At 59.3% G+C, this 20,899-nt stretch carries 17 protein-coding genes; 15 read left to right on the top strand and 2 right to left on the bottom strand.

All coding sequences use genetic code 11. From position 1 onward, the window contains the following. Positions 1-5 precede the first annotated feature (5 nt). Positions 6-1,721, bottom strand: coding sequence for a hypothetical protein (locus tag AC1DZP_RS01210; RefSeq protein ID WP_477299870.1), 1,716 nt, complete (start codon positions 1,719-1,721; stop codon positions 6-8). Between the two features lie 564 nt (positions 1,722-2,285). Between AC1DZP_RS01210 and AC1DZP_RS01205 the strand changes: the two genes are divergently transcribed. The 15 genes from AC1DZP_RS01205 (at position 2,286) to AC1DZP_RS01135 (ending at position 19,532) form a co-directional block, all read left to right on the top strand. After that, positions 2,286-3,086, top strand: a complete 801-nt coding sequence (locus AC1DZP_RS01205; RefSeq protein ID WP_477299869.1) for a hypothetical protein — start codon at positions 2,286-2,288, stop codon at positions 3,084-3,086. A gap of 610 nt (positions 3,087-3,696) precedes the next feature. Further along, a complete protein-coding gene (locus AC1DZP_RS01200; RefSeq protein WP_477299868.1) occupies positions 3,697-4,218 on the top strand; it encodes a hypothetical protein in 522 nt (173 codons plus the stop codon). A 405-nt stretch (positions 4,219-4,623) separates the two neighbouring features. Then, on the top strand, positions 4,624-5,079 hold the full coding sequence (locus tag AC1DZP_RS01195) for a hypothetical protein (protein WP_477299867.1): 456 nt from the start codon (positions 4,624-4,626) through the stop codon (positions 5,077-5,079). 308 nt (positions 5,080-5,387) lie between these two features. Beyond that, positions 5,388-6,356, top strand: a complete 969-nt coding sequence (locus AC1DZP_RS01190; protein ID WP_477300183.1) for an ABC transporter substrate-binding protein — start codon at positions 5,388-5,390, stop codon at positions 6,354-6,356. Between the two features lie 107 nt (positions 6,357-6,463). Beyond that, entirely contained in the window at positions 6,464-7,084 is a 621-nt protein-coding gene (locus AC1DZP_RS01185) for a L,D-transpeptidase (RefSeq protein ID WP_477300182.1), read from the top strand. A 25-nt stretch (positions 7,085-7,109) separates the two neighbouring features. Next, positions 7,110-7,436, top strand: a complete 327-nt coding sequence (locus AC1DZP_RS01180) for a hypothetical protein (RefSeq protein ID WP_457155891.1) — start codon at positions 7,110-7,112, stop codon at positions 7,434-7,436. A gap of 452 nt (positions 7,437-7,888) precedes the next feature. Beyond that, entirely contained in the window at positions 7,889-9,394 is a 1,506-nt protein-coding gene (locus tag AC1DZP_RS01175; RefSeq protein ID WP_477299866.1) for an arylsulfatase B, read from the top strand. A gap of 279 nt (positions 9,395-9,673) precedes the next feature. Beyond that, positions 9,674-10,129: a hypothetical protein gene (locus AC1DZP_RS01170; protein WP_457154948.1), complete on the top strand. Its 456-nt coding sequence runs from the start codon at positions 9,674-9,676 to the stop codon at positions 10,127-10,129. Beyond that, positions 10,122-11,354: an HlyD family secretion protein gene (locus tag AC1DZP_RS01165; RefSeq protein WP_477299865.1), complete on the top strand. Its 1,233-nt coding sequence runs from the start codon at positions 10,122-10,124 to the stop codon at positions 11,352-11,354. Before AC1DZP_RS01170 ends, AC1DZP_RS01165 begins: the two co-directional genes overlap by 8 nt. Before the next feature lie 302 nt (positions 11,355-11,656). Further along, positions 11,657-13,051 (top strand): DUF3300 domain-containing protein, encoded by a 1,395-nt coding sequence (locus AC1DZP_RS01160; protein ID WP_477299864.1) that lies wholly within the window; start codon positions 11,657-11,659, stop codon positions 13,049-13,051. Positions 13,052-13,074: 23 nt separating this feature from the next. Further along, positions 13,075-14,031 (top strand): DUF2950 domain-containing protein, encoded by a 957-nt coding sequence (locus AC1DZP_RS01155; protein ID WP_477299863.1) that lies wholly within the window; start codon positions 13,075-13,077, stop codon positions 14,029-14,031. Positions 14,032-14,177: 146 nt separating this feature from the next. Continuing rightward, positions 14,178-14,441, top strand: coding sequence for a hypothetical protein (locus tag AC1DZP_RS01150; protein WP_477300181.1), 264 nt, complete (start codon positions 14,178-14,180; stop codon positions 14,439-14,441). 320 nt (positions 14,442-14,761) lie between these two features. Beyond that, entirely contained in the window at positions 14,762-16,027 is a 1,266-nt protein-coding gene (locus tag AC1DZP_RS01145; protein ID WP_477228451.1) for an alpha/beta hydrolase, read from the top strand. Positions 16,028-16,180: 153 nt separating this feature from the next. Next, on the top strand, positions 16,181-17,194 hold the full coding sequence (locus AC1DZP_RS01140) for an Lnb N-terminal periplasmic domain-containing protein (RefSeq protein ID WP_457154178.1): 1,014 nt from the start codon (positions 16,181-16,183) through the stop codon (positions 17,192-17,194). 328 nt (positions 17,195-17,522) lie between these two features. Continuing rightward, positions 17,523-19,532 carry a mechanosensitive ion channel domain-containing protein gene (locus AC1DZP_RS01135; protein WP_477299862.1) on the top strand — a complete coding sequence of 670 codons (2,010 nt, stop codon included), beginning with the start codon at positions 17,523-17,525 and terminating at the stop codon, positions 19,530-19,532. Here AC1DZP_RS01135 and AC1DZP_RS01130 read toward each other — a convergent pair. Further along, the gene (locus AC1DZP_RS01130) at positions 19,472-20,626 is read right to left on the bottom strand and encodes a helix-turn-helix domain-containing protein (protein ID WP_477228336.1); all 1,155 of its coding nucleotides are present in this window, start codon (positions 20,624-20,626) and stop codon (positions 19,472-19,474) included. The two genes, AC1DZP_RS01135 and AC1DZP_RS01130, sit on opposite strands and share 61 nt — an antisense overlap. Between the last annotated feature and the right edge of the window lie 273 nt (positions 20,627-20,899).

The raw sequence follows: 20,899 nt of genomic DNA, 5'->3' as shown, positions 1-20,899 counted from the left end.
TGCCCTCAATCCGCCACGTTGAAGCCGGCCTTCCGCAGTGAACGGACGAAAATCTCTACGTCTTGCGAACGGGCCAGGCGCATCGCAACCACGTGGCGCATGTTCTTCGTCCAAGCCGGTTGATTTTGCTCCAGCCAGTCACGCTCGCGATCAGCCTCGATCTTGTAGCCTCCTTCGCTCAGAACGGCAGCCGCAACAATATGATAGATCGGGTTCGATCGGACAGGCGATTTCTTGATCCACATAACCGCCTGCGAATAATCGCCGCTGAAATAAGAGCAAAGAGCCAAATCCACCTCATAGTAGCCCAACGAGCGTGGATTTTTTTGGCGCGCCTCTGTTATCAACGCGCAGCCGTCACGCCAATTTCCAGAGACCGCCAGGCGCTGTCCGTATTCGCCCATGAACTCGGTATCGTTGGGATTGATCGCCAAACCCCGTTTGCCCACTCCCAATGCCAGGTTTATTTCCTTGCTGAAATAGAGCGCAAGCATTTCTCCCTGAAGCCCTCTTACGTTGAGAGGGTCGACTTCCACCGCCTGCCTTGCGGCTGCCAGGGCGCGCTCAAGCACGGCGGCGGACGATGTGGCGTCGGTGGGAAACTCGAAGCGATAGTCATCGATGTAGACAAGCGAAAGAAGACCCCAGGCGGTGGCGTAATTCGGGAAGCGCCGTACGGCCTTCTCAAGGCATGCACGCACGGATGCACGGGTGTCGGGGCTGAGCTCGACCCGATATGCATAGAAAGACAGCGTGCAGGAATATGCGGCCCAATCTTCGGGCGGATTGTCGACGTGGAGATTGGCGTCCGCCTGGAAGATGACGCCATAGGTTTGAGCCAAGCTCGTCGACACATTCCGCGCGATGTCTGCCTGAGCTCCGACAAGGTCCGCGACTTTCATCCGCCCATTATAACTGTCTGCCCACAGAACCGAACCGTCGGGTCGGTTGATCAATCTCACTCGAAGCAGAAAGGTATCGACCGATAGGCTGACACTTCCGGCGAGGACAAATCGTGGTGGCGAGGTCGACGCATCGCCGTCGTTAGGCGCCGACTCCATGACCACAATATCCTTGAACTTCGAAAGCTGGCTGACAATCTCCTGCTTCAATCCGCTCGCAATGGCTGCCGCCGCGGCGGTACCGGTCAGATCTTCAAACGGCTCAACAAGCACGCGGGGCGTTTCCGGCGCGCTTGACCTGACAGACACCCACGACCACGCCAATACCGATGCTCCAGCCGCAAGAATGGCTGCAAGCACCGCCGGCAGCAGGAACGCAATCCGCCCGACCGGAGAGTGGGTGATTGATCGAGAAACTATGGGCACCCGCGGCTGCGCCAATGAAGCCGGCGAACGACGCGAGAAGATAGGAACATAACCACCCTTGGGAATCGTGATCAGGATTGGGTCTGTATGTCCGGCTGTCAGATAGTATCGCTCGAGAGCACGCCTGAGGTGGCCAGCCTCGATGCGAACGATCGGATCCGTCTGCGGGTCGAACGCCTCGCCGCGACCAAACACTTCCACGGCGATCGAATAGGCCTTGATACGGTCGCCTCGTCCCGACAAAGCCTCTTCCACCACATGGCTGAGGAAGCGGCGCTCGCGGCTGGTGGCATCGAAGTCCGCACTGTCGAGGATAAGGGCAAGTTGGGCGCGACAAGCCTCTACAGGGGGCTCGTGCTCCCTTGGTGCCGGCGTTTCCGCCTGGATCGCCATGTCCTCACTTGATCCCTTGCAACCGCCGGTTTTTGTTGTCGCTCGGTTACATGCTTATCCACGTAACTTACCTCCCGCTGCCCTTTCTTTGCAATACGATCGCGTCAGGTCGATGAACTGGCGTCATGAGCACAAGAGACGGATCGTCTGACAGGCACCGAGCGGTCTCGGCGGCAGTGCGCCGATACCCCCAGTTTGAATTGACGATCCATCGGCTGATGGACCGAAGCGAGAGTTTTCGCGATATTTGCGAGGAGCTCGCGGATGCAGAGTTAGCGCTTTCGAAGGTCGACCAGGCCCCACCGGCATTGCGCGAGGCCAGACGAGCCGAATGGCAGGAATTGATAGATCGCCTGGTTGGAGAGGTGGGAGCAGCAGTGCTGAATACCGATGCGGCCCGCAAATCGGGTATCAACCCGTGGCCGGCACGGTGAACAGCCATGAATCGCCACGCCGACAGCGCGGGAAGCATGTCGATGGACGGTCTTCGCACCCGTCAGGCACCCTCGTTTTCCCAAGCAACAAATCCGCAAACGACGGCTAGCCTCAGGAGGGGACCCTGACATGATGATCTTCTATCGGACACAAGTCCTGGGTTGGGCTGGCCTTTCCTTCCTTTGGCTCGCCCATCCTGCCGGCGCCGCGGATGCGGTCTCACCAATGACGCCGGAGCTGAAACCAGTCGTGACCGAACAGGGCTGGACGTTCTCCGTCGCGCCGTATTTCTGGGCGGCCGGGATGTCGGGAGACGTGGCGCAGTTTGGCCTGCCCACTGTCGAGGTCGACTCGAGTTTCAGCGACATCCTGAAGAATCTCGACTTCGCGGCCATGGCCGTCGCCGAGGCTCGCTACGACCGCTACAGCATTTTCGGCGACCTCATGTATGTAAAACTGTCGGGAGAAAGTGGCACGCCGAGAGGCGTCGTCGCCAACAGTGTCGAAGTCTCGTCGCAGACATTTTCAGGGCTGGTCGGCGCTGGCTATTCGATCCTCCAGAGTGACGCAGGTCGTCTCGATTTCGTCGGCGCTATGAGGGTCTGGTCCGTAGACACGGACCTGAACTTCCATGGCGGTATCCTTGACGGCGTATCCGGCAGCGACGGAGCGACCTGGGTGGACGGCCTGGTTGGCGTTCGAGCGAACTATTCGCTTACGCCTGAAGTCTATCTGACGGGTTGGGGCATGATTGGTGCAGGCGGCGCCAATGTCGACTGGGATGTCGCCGCCGCACTGGGCTACCGGTTCAACGAGCGGCTTTCGGCGGTCGCCGGCTACCGCGCGCTCGGCGTCAACTACCGCAATGACGGCTTCGTCTTCGACGTCGTCCAGCAAGGACCCATCATGGGACTGATCATGCGTTTCTAGATCCGGGATCTGCATCAACGACAACAGGGAGGAAGTGATGACAACAAGATTTACATTCCGCAACTGCGCCGTCCTGGCCCTGGCTTTGGCCACTTTCGTCCAGGTTGATGCGGTCTCCGTGGTCACACAGGGATCGATTTCATCTCAAGCGCTGGCCCGCGTTGGCCATCCTCTTACGCCCGGCAGTGCGGCGGGCGTCGCGCGGCGCACAACCCGGCGAACCATCCGCAGAACCAGCGTCTACGTAGCCAGTCTACCGGCCGGTTGCGTCAAGACTTCGGTCAACGGGACGACAATCTGGCATTGCGGCGCGAAATATTATCAGCACACGGGGTCGAGGTACGTGGTCGTCCTCGTTAACTGATCGGGCGCGGACAGCCACCGGCCAGGCCTGACCGATAACAGGTCGGTCCTAGCGACACGATTGTCCAAGCAACGACCGGTCGCGGGTCGTGCGCCTCTACGACGCGCCCGCGGTTCGAAGCGACGGGGCGGAAGGGAGATCGAACTGGTGAAATGACTTCCGAGCAACGCCCAGGAAGGGCACGGCGGTCACGATCCACAAAACGGACACTCATGAGCAAGAACGCAAACAAGGGAAGGTAGTACTATGCGAATCTTCACGACACTCATCGCGGCAGTAGCACTTTCGTCTGCGACGGCGGCATCCGCACAAACACAAAATCCGCTTCCCAAGGCCAGCGATGTGCTTGTCCGATACGGGGACGACGTCGAGGGCTGGACGATCTATACAAATCAAACGCGCGGAGATTGCTTGATCGTGCGCCAAGATGGGCCAAGTTCAGTACAAATGGGCGTTACCGCAAATCAGGAGGTCGGGTATCTTGGCGTGTTCACGAAGGTGGATATCGGTCTTAAGAACGGTACCAAGTCGGACATCTTCGTCTCCATCGACGGCCATCTCTATAAGGGTGTGGCCACCAGCACGAGTGGCGAACTCAAGGGCGGATATTCTGGCGGCTACATCTTGACCGACGATCCGAAGTTCAAGCGCGACGTGGCGAAGAAATATAAGATGACCGTATTTCCGGAAACCAAGGGGGCCTTTGTCGTTGATCTGAAGGGGACGTTCAAAGCAATGGCAGTGGGCCGGAAATGCCTGAAGCACTGACCGCCCGCCAGGCAAAATTCCCACCCATCTCGGCCATTGGCTGCTGCCAGCAGACACAGTCTTAACGCAGAACGCCAGGTTTCGAGATCGCCGCGGCCGGGGGCGGCCGCTCCCCGGTCCATCGGCCGGCGGGGGTGGGGGATCGCCTTGTGGGCCCCTTTCAGGCGCGCCCGAACGACACCCCTCGTTCGCAGTTCGGGACCACTATGGAAACGTCCGGGACATCGAGAGATCGAGCGACCACTGCCGTCCCGATGGAATTCCGGAATTAGCCGGCGGTCAAACGTTCGGAGCCGCTTCAGGCAATTTGCACGTGTCTGGAACAAATTTGCATCGACGACGTTTCGTATCGCTAATGACGACGTTTCGCACACGGTAAACATTGCCACCAGCGAGGACGCGATCATGAGAGTCCCGTCAGGCATAGCGACCTCCCTCGTCGCAACTTTTGTACTTGCGAGTTCTGTTCCAGTTGATGCCGCGCCGGTCTTCGTGCCCAGGGCACAAAGCGGTCAGTCCGATGTCATCCAAATTCGGGACGGCTGGTACAGGGGTTATCGCGGCTACCGCCACTACCACCGGCACAACGACTTCTGGGCCCCGGGCGGCGCATTTGTCGCCGGCGCGCTGCTCGGCAGCATGATTGCCAACAGCAACGGCTACTACGGCGGGTACTACGGAGGCGGTGACTATTACGGGGGTCCGTACTACGGCGATCCGTATTATGTCGATCGGTATGATGTCGATCCGTACTATGGCGATCCGTATTACCACGACCGATACTACGGCGATGGGTATCACTCAGACAGATACTATCGCCGATGTTCGCCCAGGGAAGCCGATTCCGGTAATTGTTACTAGCGATCGATCGTCATGGGCAGGGCGACGCCCTTCGACTGATTTCCATGTGATCGGCACAGTTTAAGATTAAGCCGCCGATGCGAGTCGTTTGAACGGCCTCGTAGTCAAAAAGTTACCCCGCCCTCCACGTAACTTACGTTCCGCTCCCGGCTCCATCCGGTAGTCTCGGGAGAAGACGAACCAATCAACGGGATGGAAAGCCGGCTGGCAGACAAAAGCGGTTCCGGCGGTGGTGTGCCGGTTGCGTGGCGGATCGGGAGTCCTCCCGTTGCCGCTGCGGTTCATGTCAGGTCCGCGGGGAGGGAAAAATGGACAGTCGATTTCGGCGACATCTGCTGAAAGTGTCGCTGGCGGCACTGACGATGCTGGCGGTGCATGGCCGGTCCCTTGCGGCTGACCTCCTCATTGCAATGCCGAACTGGCCATCGGGCCAGGCCGCGGCCAATATCATCAAGTACGGATTGAAGGAAAAACTCAATCTGGACGCCGACGTGCGCGAGATGGGCTCCATGACGGCATTCGCCGGGATGGATACCGGGGAGGTCGACGTCTATCCGGAAGTCTGGCTTCCCAATCTCGATACACTCGTCAAGAAATACGTCGACGGGCGCAAGACCGTGGACCTCAGTCCCAGGGGTGTGTCGGCTACGCAGGGCATCTGCGTGACGCGCGAGACGGCTGACAAATATGGCGTCAAGGACATTTCAGATCTGGCCGATCCCAAAAAAGCGGCCGTGTTCGACACCGACGGCGACGGCAAGGGCGAAATGTGGATTGGCGCGTTGGGCTGGTCGTCGACGAGCATCGAGAAGATCCGGGCCAAGAGCTACGGCTATGAAAAAACGATGACGCTCCTTCAGATGCCGGAAGACATGGCAATGGCCGCAGTCGATGCGGCCGCGGCAACGGGGCAACCGATGGCATTCTACTGCTACAGTCCGCACCATATGTTCAAGCTCCATGATATCGTCCAGTTGACCGAACCGAAATACGATCCGGCCAAGTGGCACATCGTGATGCCGAGCGACGACCCTGACTGGCTTACAAAATCTGAGGCGCCGGTGGCGTGGGACGCATCCCATTTCTACATCGGGTTTGCCTCATCGATGGCCAAGCGCCTGCCGAAAGTGGCGGCCTTCCTCTCTCATGTCGACTTCAGCTCAGACGAGGTCACCGAAATGAGCTACGCATTGCAGGTCGATCGGCAAGATCCCGCCAAGTACGCGCAGGCCTGGGTTGCAAAGCATCAAGACCGGCTTAGCGCCTGGTCGAAGTAGAGGCAGGGACGACCATGACCTTTTCGCTCGCAAACCGGTCCGTCACTTCGAAAAGCAATAATCGCGGATTGGCTGGCCGCTGCCTCGTTCTCGGCGCCGCGCTTGTCATGACCGCGATCGGCGCGACACTGGCGTGTGCCGCTCAGACGCAGGTGTTCGATCCGCAGACACATAAGTGGGTCGACTACGACAAGAAGAAAGCGCGAAAATACTACGCAGCCCACAAGGAGGTGCCCGAGGCATTTCGCCCGCAGATGGTCCAATTCCGCACCGCTGAGGTGCCCGGTACGATCATCATCGATGGCAACAAGCATTTTCTCTATCTTGTGCAGCCGGGTCAGCAGGCCATGCGCTACGGCATCGGCGTCGGCCGGGAAGGCTTTGGATGGGCCGGTATCGTGCGCGTCGGCCGCATGGCGGAATGGCCGACCTGGACGCCCCCGGTCGAAATGGTCGCTCGGGATCCGAACGCGGTCAAATATGCGGCAGGCATGCCGGGAGGTCCCGACAATCCGCTCGGCGCCAGGGCACTCTATCTCTACGAGGGCGATCAGGACACGATCTACCGGATACACGGCACGCCGGAGCCCTGGACGATCGGGCTCGACGTGTCATCAGGGTGCATCCGGATGCGGAACGACGACATCACCGACTTGGCGTCCCGCGTCAAGGTCGGAGCCAAGGTCATCGTTCTGATGCAGGGGGCGGCCCTTTACAAGGGCGTTTGAAGCGGCATTCGGAGAGGGCCAAGCAATGTCGGAAAAACGTGCAGTGAGAAGATCGATCCTGGTTGTAGCTCTTGGATTCATGGCGCAGAGCTTGAGCGCTTGCGTCAGCACGCCGCCGCCTGCTCCGGAGCAGATGTCGAGGACGCAGGTTGAGACGGCTCCGGCGGATCTGCAGCTGCTTTGCGCCAACGCGGTCGCCAAGTCGAGCGGCGTCAACAGCGCCAAGATACTTCCGATCTCCTCGAGCAAGATCGATTCCAAAACTTATCAGGTCGAGCTCGATGCCGGCGGCAAGAAGACAAGCTGCCTCGTGGACACCGACGGCAACGTGAAATCTGTTGAGCCGGTTTGATTGCCTTTAGTCGAATTCGAATGTCTGAGTTCAGGTGCGGGCCACCGTTTTCCACTCGACGTTCGGGAGGTCATGTCGCGGCGCCAGCTTTCCTGCCCACGCCCAGTCGGTCGATGATCAGCATTCAACTGTGCGGCGTGGTCCCCGCGCCGGCGGTTTCGCGCGACCCGTCACGATCTTGCGCCAAAGGGATAGCTGCACATTATATTAGACGTAGCTTATGGTCCCGCGAGATCGATGCCCACGCAGGGCTGGTGGGGACTATGGATAGAGAAGACCTAATCGGACAAGTGCGCTTAGGACATCCAACGGCCTGTCGGGGCTATGCTGCAGTGTGGCGCGTCCTGACCGCTGCCCTGCCGCTTTGGGTACCGGGGAAATGATCGGCGCCAGCATATTTGGCGCGCAGGGTTTTGAACGCATGATTTGGTTTAGCAGAGCAGGGGCAAAACATGAGCAACGATCGAGACTTCCCGGCTGAAGCCGGCATCAGCAACAAAATCACGCGGCGAGACGCATTGATGGCCGGCACGGCGGCAGCGGCGTCGCGACTGGCTACACCGGTTGGCCTTTCGGGCGCACTCGCCGGCCTTGCAGGGGTTCAGCCTGCAGCCGCCCAGTCCGAGCGGCCCAACATCGTCTACGTCGTCGCTGACGACATGGGCTGGGGGGATGCCGGCTTCAACGGTTCCGATATCAAGACGCCAAACCTCGACAAGCTTGCCGAGGGCGGAGCTCGCTTCGACCAGTTCTACGCCCTGCCTATGTGCACACCAACGCGCGCGGCATTAATGACCGGCCGCTATCCTCTGCGATACGGACTACAGACGGGCGTCATACCGGCAGCGGGCACCTACGGGCTTCCGGTCGACGAGTACCTCTTGCCGCAGGTTCTGAAAGACGCCGGCTACAAGACGGCCATGGTCGGCAAATGGCATCTCGGCCATGCCAAGCCAGAGTTCTGGCCGCGGCAGCGCGGCTTCGACTATTTCTACGGCGCGCTGGTCGGAGAGATCGACCACTTTAAGCATTCCTCCCACGGCGTGAAGGACTGGTATCGCAACAACAAGCCGCTCAACGAAACCGGCTTCGACAACACGCTGTTCGGCAACGAGGCCGTGCGAGTTGTCGAGCGCCACGAGGGCAAGAGCCCGCTATTCCTCTACCTGGCCTTCACCGCGCCGCACACGCCCTTCCAGGCGCCGCAGGAGTATCTCGACCGCTTCAAGGGCATCGCAGACGAGAACCGGCGCAAATATGCAGCGATGATCTCGGTGATGGACGACGGCGTCGGCAAGGTGGTTGCGGCGCTCGAAAAGAAAGGCATGCGCGACAACACCATCATCGTCTTCCACAGCGACAATGGTGGCGTGAAAGACTCGCTGTTTGCTGGCGATTCGAAAGTCGGGGGCACACTGCCCGCCAGCAACGGACCTTATCGTGGCGGCAAGGGCACACTCTACGAGGGTGGCACCAGGGTCGCCGCCTTCGCCAACTGGCCGGGCAAGATCAAGCCGGGCGTTGTCGACGGCATGGTCCACGTTACGGACATGTATCCCACGCTTGCCGCCGTCGCCGAAGCCAAGCTGGAGAAGAACAAGCCACTGGACGGCATGAATGTCTGGGACGCCCTGAGCGAGGGAAAGCCGTCTCCCCGCGCCGAAGTGGTCTACAACGTCGATCCTCTGGCCGGAGCCGTTCGCAAAGGCGACTGGAAGCTTGTGTGGAAGGCCTCACTGCCGCCGAACGCGGAGCTTTTCAACCTCGCCGACGACAAATCCGAAGCTCACGATCTCGCCGCGGTGAACCCGGACAGGATGAAGGAGCTGCAACGGCGCATCGTCGAACTGGCAGGCGAGATGGCCCCGCCGCAACTGCTTATGGAAGCAGTGCGGCTGACCTTCTTCGCGCCACCGGTAACGGCCGATCCATCGACACTGCTCAGCTTGGGGGACTGACGGCGGGTCACCGGCAGCACGGCACGCGGGGCTCACCTGGTTACGCTGACCGCCGCCACGATCCGCGGTGTGGCAGTAGGCGTTGTCGGCGTGGCAGTGATCCAGGCGCTGCTCGTCGGTGCGCGAGATTGCGACCGAAGACGGAACCGTGCTGTTTCGCTCAACAACTACTGAAATTTCAAACTGACCCACTACCCGTTCCTCCAAACCATCGACAGGCAATCTGGAGAATGGTACCTTGGCTGGGCTGGCCGTGAGAGTCTTTGTGGGAGAGCCGAAATGGCGGACACGATACATCCTGCGGCGATCGAGCATTTGCCGATCTTCGTCACTGCGCCCGGCCAGACCGATTGGCTGTTCAATGTGGTCGTCGTCCTGATTTTGGCAATGATCCTCATCATCGGCAATCTGTACTTTCAACTCCATGCCCTTCCGGAACGAATGGCGCATGGATCGAAAAAAGTGCAAATGGAGATTGTGGCTGTCCTTTGTCTGATCTCGCTTTTCACCCACAATCATCTTTTCTGGATCGCGGGTCTGTTGCTGGCGTTCATCGAGCTGCCGGATTTCAAGACGCCGATGTCTTCAATTGCACGCTCGCTCGAGAAACTGTCCGGACGCGATCCCGCCGCCGAGGAGCGGGCGGAGGAGCAGGGGGAAGAGCAGGCGATGGTGCAGCCTGGTCCCGAGCAGAAAATCGACACCGCGCGCATGGATGCTCTGAGCCATGTTTGAGCTAATTCTCTGTTCGTTGCTCACGGTCTTTCCGGACTATCTTTTCCGCCGTTATGTGCAAGGCAAGCGTATCGGGCGCGAGATCAACCTCTATACGATGTGGTACGAGTTGCGCTGGGGCATCACGGCGTGCCTGGTGCTGACCGTTTCGTTGATCACCCTCATTTTTTACTATCATCCTTCGACGACAAACGTCTCGGCGATATTCCGCACCGTTACCATCCTTCCCCAAACCACCGGCCGTGTTGCCGAGGTGTTCGTTGACGTTGGCATAAATGCAAAGGTCAAGGCTGGTGATCCGCTCTTTCGGCTTGACAGTTCCGAGCAGGAAGCCGCGCTCGAGACAGCAAAGCGCCAAATAGCCGAAGCCGACGCCGAGGCCACGGTGGCGCAAACGGACCTTGCAGCGGCGGATGGGCTCATCCAGCAGGCGCAAAGCGCCTACCAGCAGGCCCTGGACGAACTGGAAATGAAGCAGCAGCTGGTGAAAAAGGACGTCGTTTCGGTTCGGGAGGTCGAGCGGCTGCAAAACGCCGTGGATGGCCGCAAGGGTGGTCTTGATGCTGCTGTCGCAAGCAAGCGTACCCTCGAAACGAAAATAGCCTCGCTGCTGCCCGCCCAGAAGGCCAGTGCGGAGGCAGCACTTGCGCAGGCACAGGTCGAACTGGATAAAACCCTGGTTCGGGCCGGCGTCGCCGGAACCGTCCAGCAGTTCACGCTTCGGCCCGGCGATGTCGTAAACGCAATGGTGCGGCCCGCCGGCATCCTGGTCCCGGAAGACGCCGGACGTGGCGCCCTAATTGCCGGCTTTGGCCAGATCGAGGCGCAGGTGATGAAACAGGGGATGATCGCCGAGGCCACATGCGTCGGCAAGCCGTTTACGATCCTTCCCATGGTCGTGACCCAGGTACAGGATGTCATCGCTGCCGGACAAATCCGGCCGACAGATCAGCTTGTCGACGTTCAACAGCTTTCGAAGGGTGGGACGCTCACCGTCTTCCTCGAGCCGCTCTTCCCTGGGGAGCTCGACGGCCTGCCGCCGGGCAGCAGTTGCATTGCCAACGCATACACCAACAACCACGACGCGCTCGCGGCAAAGGACATCAGCACGCTTAATTGGGTGTTCCTGCATGTGGTGGACACCGTAGCGCTTGTGCATGCCATGATCCTTCGGATTCAGGCATTGTTGCTGCCCGTCCAGACTCTCGTGCTGGGTGGCCACTGAAGGATTGTTCGAGCAGACCGTGACGAGCGCGCTGCCGATTGCAATCGATCTGATCTTATCAAAGGCTTGGCTTTGCTTGGCCTCTGCCCTTTTTGCGCCAAGCGGCACCGCTCCGCAGGCTCGCGCCCCGATGCGCTAACCAGCGAGGTTCACAAGTGAAGGGTCGCACACGTAGCATACAGTTACTTACATTGCCCCTCGGCAGGTAATGCGCCAACATAACGCCAAGGCATGATCACTCGCCCGGACTCGGCGACAGAACATCGCTGACAACCAGGTTCACATACCTTGGAGGGATGGCAATGGAGATCAAGTTTCCGCGTTGGCCTGTTGGGACTGTGGCCATACTGACGTTCTTGATCTGCTCGGGTCCACCCTCTTTCGCGATTGCTCAGGATCAAGCCGCCGCTACAGCCAGCGCAGCGGCTACCCCGGCGCCCGAACCGCTCGACGAGGATGAACTCGAAGTTCTGGTAGCGCGAATAGCGCTCTATCCCGATGAACTTGTCGCGGTGATTTCCGAAGCGTCGCTTTATCCATTGCAGATCGTGGAAGCGAACCGGTTTTTGGATCAGGTCGCCAAGAAGCCAGGCCTGAAACCGAAGGAGAGCTGGGACGGAAGCGTCATCTCACTGCTCAACTATCCCGACATCGTCAAAATGATGAACGACGATCTGGAGTGGACCCAGGCGCTTGGCGACGCACTGACGTATCAGCAAAAAGACGTTCTGGTCGCCATTCAGCAGTTGCGCGACACGGCTGTCGCCAAAGGCGTGATCAAGTCGGATGACAAGATCAAGGTTGTCGAGGAGAACGACAATGTCGTCATCCAGTCCGCGAGCGCAGACACGATCTACGTTCCACGGTATGAGCCGCAAATGCTCTATACCACCGACTATCCGGTCGCTCCGATCTCCTATTATCCAGACCCCTACCCAAGTTATTATTACCCCACCGCGCCCTATTTCGCCGCCTTCGTGACAGGCGCCGTCTGGGCAGCGGCAGTGGATTGGGATGACTGGGGTGTGTCGGGAGGCCGCTGGAACGGCAACGATATCGATATCGACTGCAACGATTGCTTCAACAACAGAAACGGCAAGGTCAATTTCAACGACGTCGACTGGAAAAACGTCGACCGTTCGAAAATAAATTTCGACAAGAACCAATTCGCCAACATCGACAAATCGAAGATCAGCAATCGGGTCAAGTCCGACGATCGCAACAATATGCGCAACAAGGCGTCCGATCTAAAAAGGGACCGAGCGAGCACGCTTGCCGGAAAGTCCGGCAAGGTGAAGGACGTCCGCCAACGCGAAATCAGAGAGGGCTTGAAAAACCGCCCCCCGGCGTCGAGGCAGGATTTCAAAAAGCCAACCAACAACAACCAGATTGCCGGGGCACGAAAGAATGATCGCCCTGCAGCCAAGGCGTCAGGGAAGATTGATCGCCCGGTTGGCAAGTCGAGGCCGGCAGCGAGAGCGGACAACAGGCCGAGGAATCCTTCGGGTCTTGGCAACGTCAGCTCCGGAAAACGTCAGCAAATTTCCTCCAACCGCGGTGCGAGGAGCATGGGAGGTGGAATTCGTAGCGGCGGTGGCGGCAACAAAATGATCAGGCACGGCGGTGGCAGGCAGGGCGGCGGCGGGCGCGGCGGCGGCGGGCGCGGCGGTGGCGGGCGCGGCGGTGGCCGGCGTTAATAAATTTGGCGAGGAGAACCGACATGAAAACGTCCGTCCGGAGTCTTGTTCTACGTTCGCTGCTCGGGGCCGGAATGTTCTTGAGCATTGGCGCGGGTTCCGCAAATTTTGCCAGCGCGCAGGAGGTGCACAGCCTTGAGGATTACGTGGCCAAAAAAGGTCCGCCGCTTTTCGATGATCCCTCGGCGGCTGTGGACGCGTTCAAGTCAGTCCTGGCAAAGGATGATTTCGATGGACTGGCCGTACTGCTTGGGCTGGATGCCGCAAAGCTGAGGACAAGTGAAGGCGTGATGGACACCTACACGCAGATCCGGCAAGGCGCTGCCAAGACACTGATTGTCCGTGATCTTGGCGACCGCAAGGAACTCGACATTGGTGACAAGCTATGGACGCTGCCATTCCCCATCGCCAAGGGCAAGGACGGCAAGTGGGCTTTCGATACCGAGGCTGGCATCGAAGAGATCATCAACCGGCGCGTTGGGGAAAATGAGATCACAGCGATCGAAACGGTTCGCGCCTATGTGGAAGCTCAGCGTGACTACGCTTCAGAGGACCGCGACGGTGATGGCGTGCTGGAATACGCCCAGAAGCTGATCAGCAGCGAGGGCCGGGCCGACGGACTATATTGGCCGTCCGACGAGACCAATGGCGTCAGTCCGGCAGGAGATTTCATCAACCAGGCGGCTCTCGACAAGGCGAAGAAAGGCAATGGCTATTTTGGGTATCGCTTCCGCATCCTGACCGGCCAAGGCGCGAATATCGCCGGAGGCGCCTACAACTATATCATCAACGGCAACATGATCGCGGGTTTCGCGCTGGTGGCCTGGCCCGTGAAATATGCCGAAACGGGCGTCAAAACCTTTGTGGTCAATCAGCAAGGTATCGTCTACGAGGCCGATCTAGGCCCGAAGACGGAGGCTTTGGCCGGCGCGATAAAGCAATTCAATCCCGACGACAAATGGCAGGTGACAGGTGACTAGCCCGGTTCGGAAACTGTGATCCCATCGCCAATGCCAACCTCGTCGGCAGAGGCGCCTTCATGATCAACCCGAATGGGTGGTTCACGACCCTAGTGACACAGCAGTTCAAATATTGCCCGCCACTAAATCGGTCGATCAAGTGCGACGTGTTGACGTCGTTCGCCGCCGCCATTGCTGTTCTTGCCGTGGGTGGTTCGGCTTTGGCAGCCAGCGTGGTTAACAAGGACAGCAAGATCCGAACATTGATCGTGACGGAAGGCGGCAGCAAGACGAAGCTTGCACTGCATCCCGGCGAGACCGTGGAATTCTGCCCGAACGGCTGTTTCGTCACCTGGCCCAATGGTGACCTCGAGCCCCTGACCGGGTCGGAAACGATCGAGATTTCGGGTGGCGTCGCCCGCACAAAGTAACGTCGGCGGCATGGCTTGCAGCGGCTGGGTACGCGACGACCTCTTCGTTGAATGCCTCGCTGTTTAGTTAGGAGCGGACCGGCGGCGCGCAGCCAGGCGAAATGTTGAGACGCGGGGCCTAGCAGTTGCGCAAAAGAACGGATTCCGGTACTTGGTTGGTGGTGTGGAGCAGCGTGCCGATCGGATCTTGGGTGCCACTGTCGAGGCAATCATTGTCAACTGACTTCGATTGGCAACAAGCAGTATCCGAGGCGGCTTGTTGACGTTGCACACGTGAGGGGGACGTTTTGGAAGCCGGCTTTGCAGGCGAGTTCAAATTCATGTGTATCCCCCGTGCGTTGCTGGCATTCGCACTGATCGGCCTGTCTGGCGGTTGCGCATCTCGTCCAACGAATGTGTTGTTGCCCGTAGCCGATACATCTCCGGCATCCAGCAAGGTGGAGATGCTGGTGACGACGACCCGCGCGCGCTCCACCAATCCGGCCGAGATGTATACGGGCGAACGCGGGATAGCTCCTTCATTCGCGGACGTTACGGTGTCGATCCCACCAGCGTCGGTGCGCAAGGTCGGCGAGGTCGCCTGGCCCAAGAAGCTGCCCTCAAACCCGGCAACCGATTTCGCGGTGGTGAAAGCCGAAGAGTTAACACGGGATGGCGCGAAGGAATGGCTGCACGCCACTGTCAGGAAGAGCCCGGACCACAGCGTGCTGGTATTCGTCCATGGCTTCAACAACCGCTTCGAAGACTCCCTTTATCGCTTTGCGCAGATCGCTCACGACACAGGCACCGACAGCGCTCCGATCCTGGTCACATGGCCTTCCCGAGGCAGTACGCTGGCCTATGGCTACGATCGCGAAAGCACGAATTACACGCGAGATGCGCTCGAGACGCTGTTCCAATACCTCGCTCGCGATCCTGAAGTGAAAGAGGTTTCGATCCTCGCCCATTCGATGGGCAACTGGCTTGCGTTGGAATCCTTGCGCCAGATGGCCATCCGCAATGGCGGACTGCCGGCGAAGTTCAAGAACGTCATGCTGGCCGCGCCTGACGTCGATGTCGACGTGTTTCGCACACAGATTGCCGACATGGGCAAACAGCACCCCCAGTTCACCCTCTTTGTCTCGCAGGATGACCGGGCGCTCGCATTTTCGCGACGGGTCTGGGGCAACATCCCCCGGCTCGGCTCCATCAATCCGGAAGAGGCTCCATACAAGGAAGAACTTTCAAGCAACAATGTAACCGTCATCGACCTGACGAAGGTCAAGTCCGGAGACAGTTTGAATCACGGCAAGTTCGCCTCGTCTCCGCAGATCGTCCAGTTGATTGGAGCGCGGATGGCTGCTGGCCAGACCCTGACAGACAGCAGGGTGGGCCTTGGCGACACGATCGTGCAAGCGACGACCGGCGCGGCGGCTGCGGCTGGCAGTGCTGCAGGGTTGGTGATTTCGGCACCCGTTGCAGTGGTCGATCAGAACACCAGAGAAAACTACGGCAACGAGGTCGAGAATTTGACCGGCTCTCGAAGGACACAGGCCAACAAGGGCTGTACTTTGCCAGCGACCTCCACGAAAGGTTGTAAGAAGTAATTGTTCCAGGCTAGGGCCGGCAACAAAGCTTTATGGATGCTCCATCTCGAAGTTGGTTCCAGCGCCCGTGAGAATGGCATTCGGACGGCAGCAAGCGACTCCGGCCGCCCCTGAAGAGACGCCTCTGTTGGTACCGTAGGGCTGGAAGGGGGAATGATGCGTCGCATCGCTCAAATCTCGTTCGCCATTATCTTGTCGCTCGCCATTGCCGCCGTAGCTGCCTGGGCCGGATTTGCCATGTGGTATCGCCTGCCTGCGGGAGAGCTCGGCCGGGCTGCGGCCTGCGCCCTTTTCATCTTGTTCGGCCTCGGCACGATCATCGCGCTGTTCAGCCGTTTTCGCTTCCGGGCGCTCGTCCTGTTTCTCGCCGCGTTTGCTGCGGTTCTGGTCTGGTGGAGCACCATCAAGCCTTTGGGCGACGCCGACTGGGCGCCCGATGTCGCCCGTCAGGTAACCGGGACGCGCGATGGAAACCTGTTAACCCTGAAAGACGTGCGTGATTTCGAATGGCGCAGCGACACCGATTTCACCGAACGTTGGACAACCCGAACCTACGACCTTTCCACGGTTCAGACCGCCGACCTCTTCATGTCCTATTGGGCTGGACCGAAAATGGCCCATGTCATCATGAGCTTTGGCTTCTCGGGCGGTGAATATCTTGCTTGGTCCATTGAGGTGCGGCGCCGTGTAGGTGGCGAGTTTTCGCCCATAGCGGATCTGTTCAAGAGCAATCCCTTGGTTATTATCGCGGCCGACGAGCGAGACGTGGTCGGTGTCAGGTCAAATGTTCGGGGAGAGGACGTCCAGATCTATCGCCTGAAAGCATCGCCTGACGCGGCCCGGACGCTTCTGCTGGAATACGTCTCGGACGCAAATGCGCTTTCCACGAAGCCTGCATTCTACAATTCGATCACGACGAACTGCACGACGACGATCGTCAAGATGATGCGAGCAGTCGGCGACGTGGTTCCATTCGACTGGCGGCTCATTGTTAACGGCTATCTTCCTGATTATGCGTACGACCGCGGTGCGCTCGATACCCGCTTGCCATTGTCGACCTTGCGGGAGGTGGCCCACATAGACGACCGTGCGCGGAAGTCGGGCCTTTCACCGGATTTTTCGAGATTGATCCGGGTTGGTGTGCCGTCTCCAGGCCTTGGCAGTTGATCTGGGAAGGGGCTCGCAGGTGGGCAAGCTGGTCGAGCGGCGCAGTTGTTATTTTGCATCGCCGAAGACGTGAGCCATTCAGCGCTTCCTCGCGGCGCTGCCTCTCAGTCAGCGATGGAATGTCGCCCAAACTTCTCTCAACACGCCCGCTCCGCTACGATGAAACACACCCGTCGAATGGGCCATTGTCGTTTGCATACTTGCTTACGGCGAGGCGTCAAATCGAGAGCTGAATGAGATGTTGGTTTTCTAAGAATCGAGCCAGAAGAAAGCCACTGTAAACGCCTGATAGACATCTCCAATCAGGCCTATCTCATAGGCGCGGTCGTTGCGCTCTGGGGCGACAAGTTCAGTGCGCTCGGACCCCGCGCGCGGGCAACAGGTCCGGACAGAAAAGAAGCTTGAATTGTGCGACGGTCGGGTGCTGGATAGCGAGACAGCGGCCTTGACTGCCGGAACTGGCTTCCGAGGCGCTGAAGAGGGGGAAATCGTGGACAAGACAGCGGATACGGACGTTACTTCGTTGATCTCGGGCTTCGAACAGCTCGCCGATCGTTTCGTCTCCGGACTGTACGCGCGGGTTTCCGCTTTGGGCGACGTTCCCGTCGAGTTTGAAAATCTGAGGACCTCGCTTGCAGCCGGGGGAACATCTCTCCTTGGGCTCCTGTTCGAGATTGTGTTGGTTGTTGCGCTCGTCGCCGGCGTGTACATCCTGCTCGCCCGGCGGTTCGCGAAGGCGAGTGCCGCAAGTGGTGCATCGCGCAGATTCTTCGCGGGCGTGGCGGCTATTGTCGTGGCGCTGGTGATCGGCTTCATTGCTGCGCGGCTGCTGGCCGGGTCTGGCGTGCCTTTGCAAACCCTTCACCTTTGGACGGTGGTGACCGTGCTCGGCTTCATCATCCTCGCCGCCGTCAGATCACTGTTGATGGCATCGCGGCGAACCGAGGTCGCGGAGGAGCGCTCTGCCCATCTGGCGGCGCTCGTGCGCGACCTCTCGCTTGCCATTGGCTTGGCGATCATCGGCACAACACTGATCGCGACGTTGCGGCTCTGGACCGTCGGACCCGCCTTGGGGGATCTGCTGCGAACAAGCTTGGGAATTCCGATCTACGTTCTGTTTGGATGGGCCGTATGGCGGCACAGACGCACAATGGCAGTCGCCGTCGCCGGTCCGCGCCCCAGAAGCCGCTGGCGCACCCGTCTCGCCAAAGTGTGGCCGGCAATCGTGATCGCGTTCCTGATAATCACCTTTCTCACCACTCAGGCCGCGCTAACCATGGGAGCATCGCTTCGTGGGTCGGCCGTTCTGCTGACCGGGTTGATATTTCTCGCCGCACCACATCTCGACGCAATGATCGGGAACTGGGCGCAACGCGGATTGGAGTCTCCTGACATCTCGATCTTGGCAGCGGCAGGGCGACAGACCGCCCGCTTCACCGTTGTGGCTATCATGATTGCCATGCTGGGAACGCTGTGGGCGACACCGCTGGCTGCCGGGTTCGGCATAGATCTGCGAGAGGTCGTCAAGGGCGCATCCGGTGTGGCGCTGATCATGTTGGTGGCGGCGTTTCTGTGGAACGTGGTCGGCGCAGTGTCGGTTCGCGCCTTGCGCGCGGAGTTGCCCACCGTAGGTGGTGACGAGGAGGCGCTGGGTGCGCCGCGTTCACGGCTGGGCACGCTGGTGCCGCTGATCAGCGCGGTCGGCAAATCGAGCATTGTGGCCTTGGCGCTGCTCTCGATCCTGGTGTCGATCGGGGTCAATGTCTGGCCGCTGATCGCCGGCTTGAGCGTGTTCGGGCTGGCCATCGGCTTCGGCTCGCAGACGCTGGTGAAGGACCTGGTCTCCGGGCTGTTTTTCCTGATCGACGATGCATTCCGCTTCGGCGAATATATCGAAACGTCGGGCGCCAAGGGGACCGTGGAAAAAATCTCGGTCCGGTCGGTTTCCCTGCGCCATCAGCGCGGTGCCTTGGCGACAATCCCCTATGGCGAGATTGGCAAGATTCAGAATTTCAGCCGCGACTGGATGATCGAGAAACTGACCTTTCGCGTTGCATTCGACACCGATGTCGAAAAAGTCCGCAAGATTTTCAAGAAGATCGGCCAGGATATGTCAGCCAACCCGGAACTTGCCGCAGATATGCTCGAGCCGTTCAAGAGCCAGGGAATTGGCGAAGTCGAGGACGGCACGCTGGTCATCCGGGCCAAATTCAAGGCGAAAGCGGGCAGACACTTCATGATCCGCCGCGCCGCTTTGATCGCCGTGCACCAGGCATTTCAGGAAAACGGCATTAAGGCCGTCCCAAAGCCACTGACATCTAATCCCGGAGCAGCCTGATCTTGGACAGGCGGAAAGGCCGTACCGCGCCGTGAGCGTGACCGGCGACCAAGCGGGCTTGTCGCTTTGAAGCGTGTCTCTGAAGGGACCTCGCCAAAAATCCTTTTGTAGAACGCCGCAAACCTCCCGAGATCGGTGAACCCTTGATCAAGGGCAGCTTGCGTAACGCCGACACAGGTCGGGTTCGCGCTGCTTAGCACGCGATGAACGTCCGATAGGCGCCTCAGGCGCAGGTAGGCGACCGGACCTATCCCCAGGGTATGCTGAAAGGCACGGTGGAGAGTGCGCCGTGATACCATGAGAGACGAGCACAATTCCGAGATATGCACCGGACGATCGATTTCGATGCTGTCGACAAAATCCTCGACATCGCGGACCAATTTCGCGCCAGAGCAATGCCGTTCGTCGCTCTCGTTCGACACCTCATCGACGATGCCTGTGATGAAGGCTTCGACAAGAGATCGCTGGAAATAGCGTATCCCTGCTTCATCGTCAGGGACTAAACCCTCACGCAATTGCGAAACCATTTCCCCAATCTCACGGCGAGCAGATGCCCGCAGGGACGGTGACCGGTGGAACCTCGAGATCTTGGTCCAGAACTGCGGGTCCTGCAGAACCGGCTCACCTGCCGCGAAGGCAGCAAGTGCGTCTTCGCTGAGTGTGATTGTGGCGTAGCGGGAGTGACCGGTAAAGCGCCCCTCCTGCTCGACCGATTTGGGAAACACGATGACGTCGCCAGGAACGACGTCGTAGTCCCATTGCGAGACCGCACCGCTGCTCTCCAGCATCATGCCGATTGTCACCAAGTGCTGATTCATCACGCCACGTGCGCGGATATCCGGTCCAAAATCGCCAGTGCTCAGAGACAGCGCACCGATCTGCGCATGCATCAAATGGCCGTCAAATATGCCCGGCGCCAATTGGACGATCTTCAAATCCGCACCACGCACCGCCTCTCGAAGATCTTCCGCGGTCTGAAGCTTGACGGTGTGGACGTTGAGCGCAACGGAATTCATCCGACCAGCCGAACTGGCAGGCAAAGACTGACCGCTGCAATCGCCAGGCTGCCTCTCCTCAGAAGCGTCATTGACCATGGGATGATCCGCGAGACCCTCCCCCCACGCTATAAGTATAGCAGCTCGCGGCGCAAGCGTACCGTGAAAAATTACCGATGGTTAAGTTTAGAATCGAATGTACTTGCCAACGATCCTGCCAAACGAAGGGTGGCTTCTTGCTTCTCAAAATAACGGGAAAATCACAATATGCCGAAACTTGACGTTTTTCAGCGAAAAGAGGCAGCCAAGTCGCCTATTCGCCGTCTACCCGATCACCGCTGGCACAAACTGCATAGCGTCAACAACAGCAGC

This window comes from Mesorhizobium sp. P2_F8, assembly GCF_056403655.1.
This window is presented reverse-complemented; position numbering and strand designations above follow the sequence as displayed.

Coding starts and splice junctions, on each gene's coding strand:
- AC1DZP_RS01130 (WP_477228336.1), bottom strand. CDS start 20,626: ATGGTCAATGACGCTTCTGAGGAGAGGCAGCCTGGCGATTGCAGCGGT.
- AC1DZP_RS01190 (WP_477300183.1), top strand. CDS start 5,388: ATGGACAGTCGATTTCGGCGACATCTGCTGAAAGTGTCGCTGGCGGCA.
- AC1DZP_RS01170 (WP_457154948.1), top strand. CDS start 9,674: ATGGCGGACACGATACATCCTGCGGCGATCGAGCATTTGCCGATCTTC.
- AC1DZP_RS01145 (WP_477228451.1), top strand. CDS start 14,762: ATGTGTATCCCCCGTGCGTTGCTGGCATTCGCACTGATCGGCCTGTCT.
- AC1DZP_RS01175 (WP_477299866.1), top strand. CDS start 7,889: ATGAGCAACGATCGAGACTTCCCGGCTGAAGCCGGCATCAGCAACAAA.
- AC1DZP_RS01205 (WP_477299869.1), top strand. CDS start 2,286: ATGATGATCTTCTATCGGACACAAGTCCTGGGTTGGGCTGGCCTTTCC.
- AC1DZP_RS01185 (WP_477300182.1), top strand. CDS start 6,464: ATGACCGCGATCGGCGCGACACTGGCGTGTGCCGCTCAGACGCAGGTG.
- AC1DZP_RS01160 (WP_477299864.1), top strand. CDS start 11,657: ATGGAGATCAAGTTTCCGCGTTGGCCTGTTGGGACTGTGGCCATACTG.
- AC1DZP_RS01195 (WP_477299867.1), top strand. CDS start 4,624: ATGAGAGTCCCGTCAGGCATAGCGACCTCCCTCGTCGCAACTTTTGTA.
- AC1DZP_RS01155 (WP_477299863.1), top strand. CDS start 13,075: ATGAAAACGTCCGTCCGGAGTCTTGTTCTACGTTCGCTGCTCGGGGCC.
- AC1DZP_RS01200 (WP_477299868.1), top strand. CDS start 3,697: ATGCGAATCTTCACGACACTCATCGCGGCAGTAGCACTTTCGTCTGCG.
- AC1DZP_RS01180 (WP_457155891.1), top strand. CDS start 7,110: ATGTCGGAAAAACGTGCAGTGAGAAGATCGATCCTGGTTGTAGCTCTT.
- AC1DZP_RS01165 (WP_477299865.1), top strand. CDS start 10,122: ATGTTTGAGCTAATTCTCTGTTCGTTGCTCACGGTCTTTCCGGACTAT.
- AC1DZP_RS01210 (WP_477299870.1), bottom strand. CDS start 1,721: ATGGCGATCCAGGCGGAAACGCCGGCACCAAGGGAGCACGAGCCCCCT.
- AC1DZP_RS01140 (WP_457154178.1), top strand. CDS start 16,181: ATGATGCGTCGCATCGCTCAAATCTCGTTCGCCATTATCTTGTCGCTC.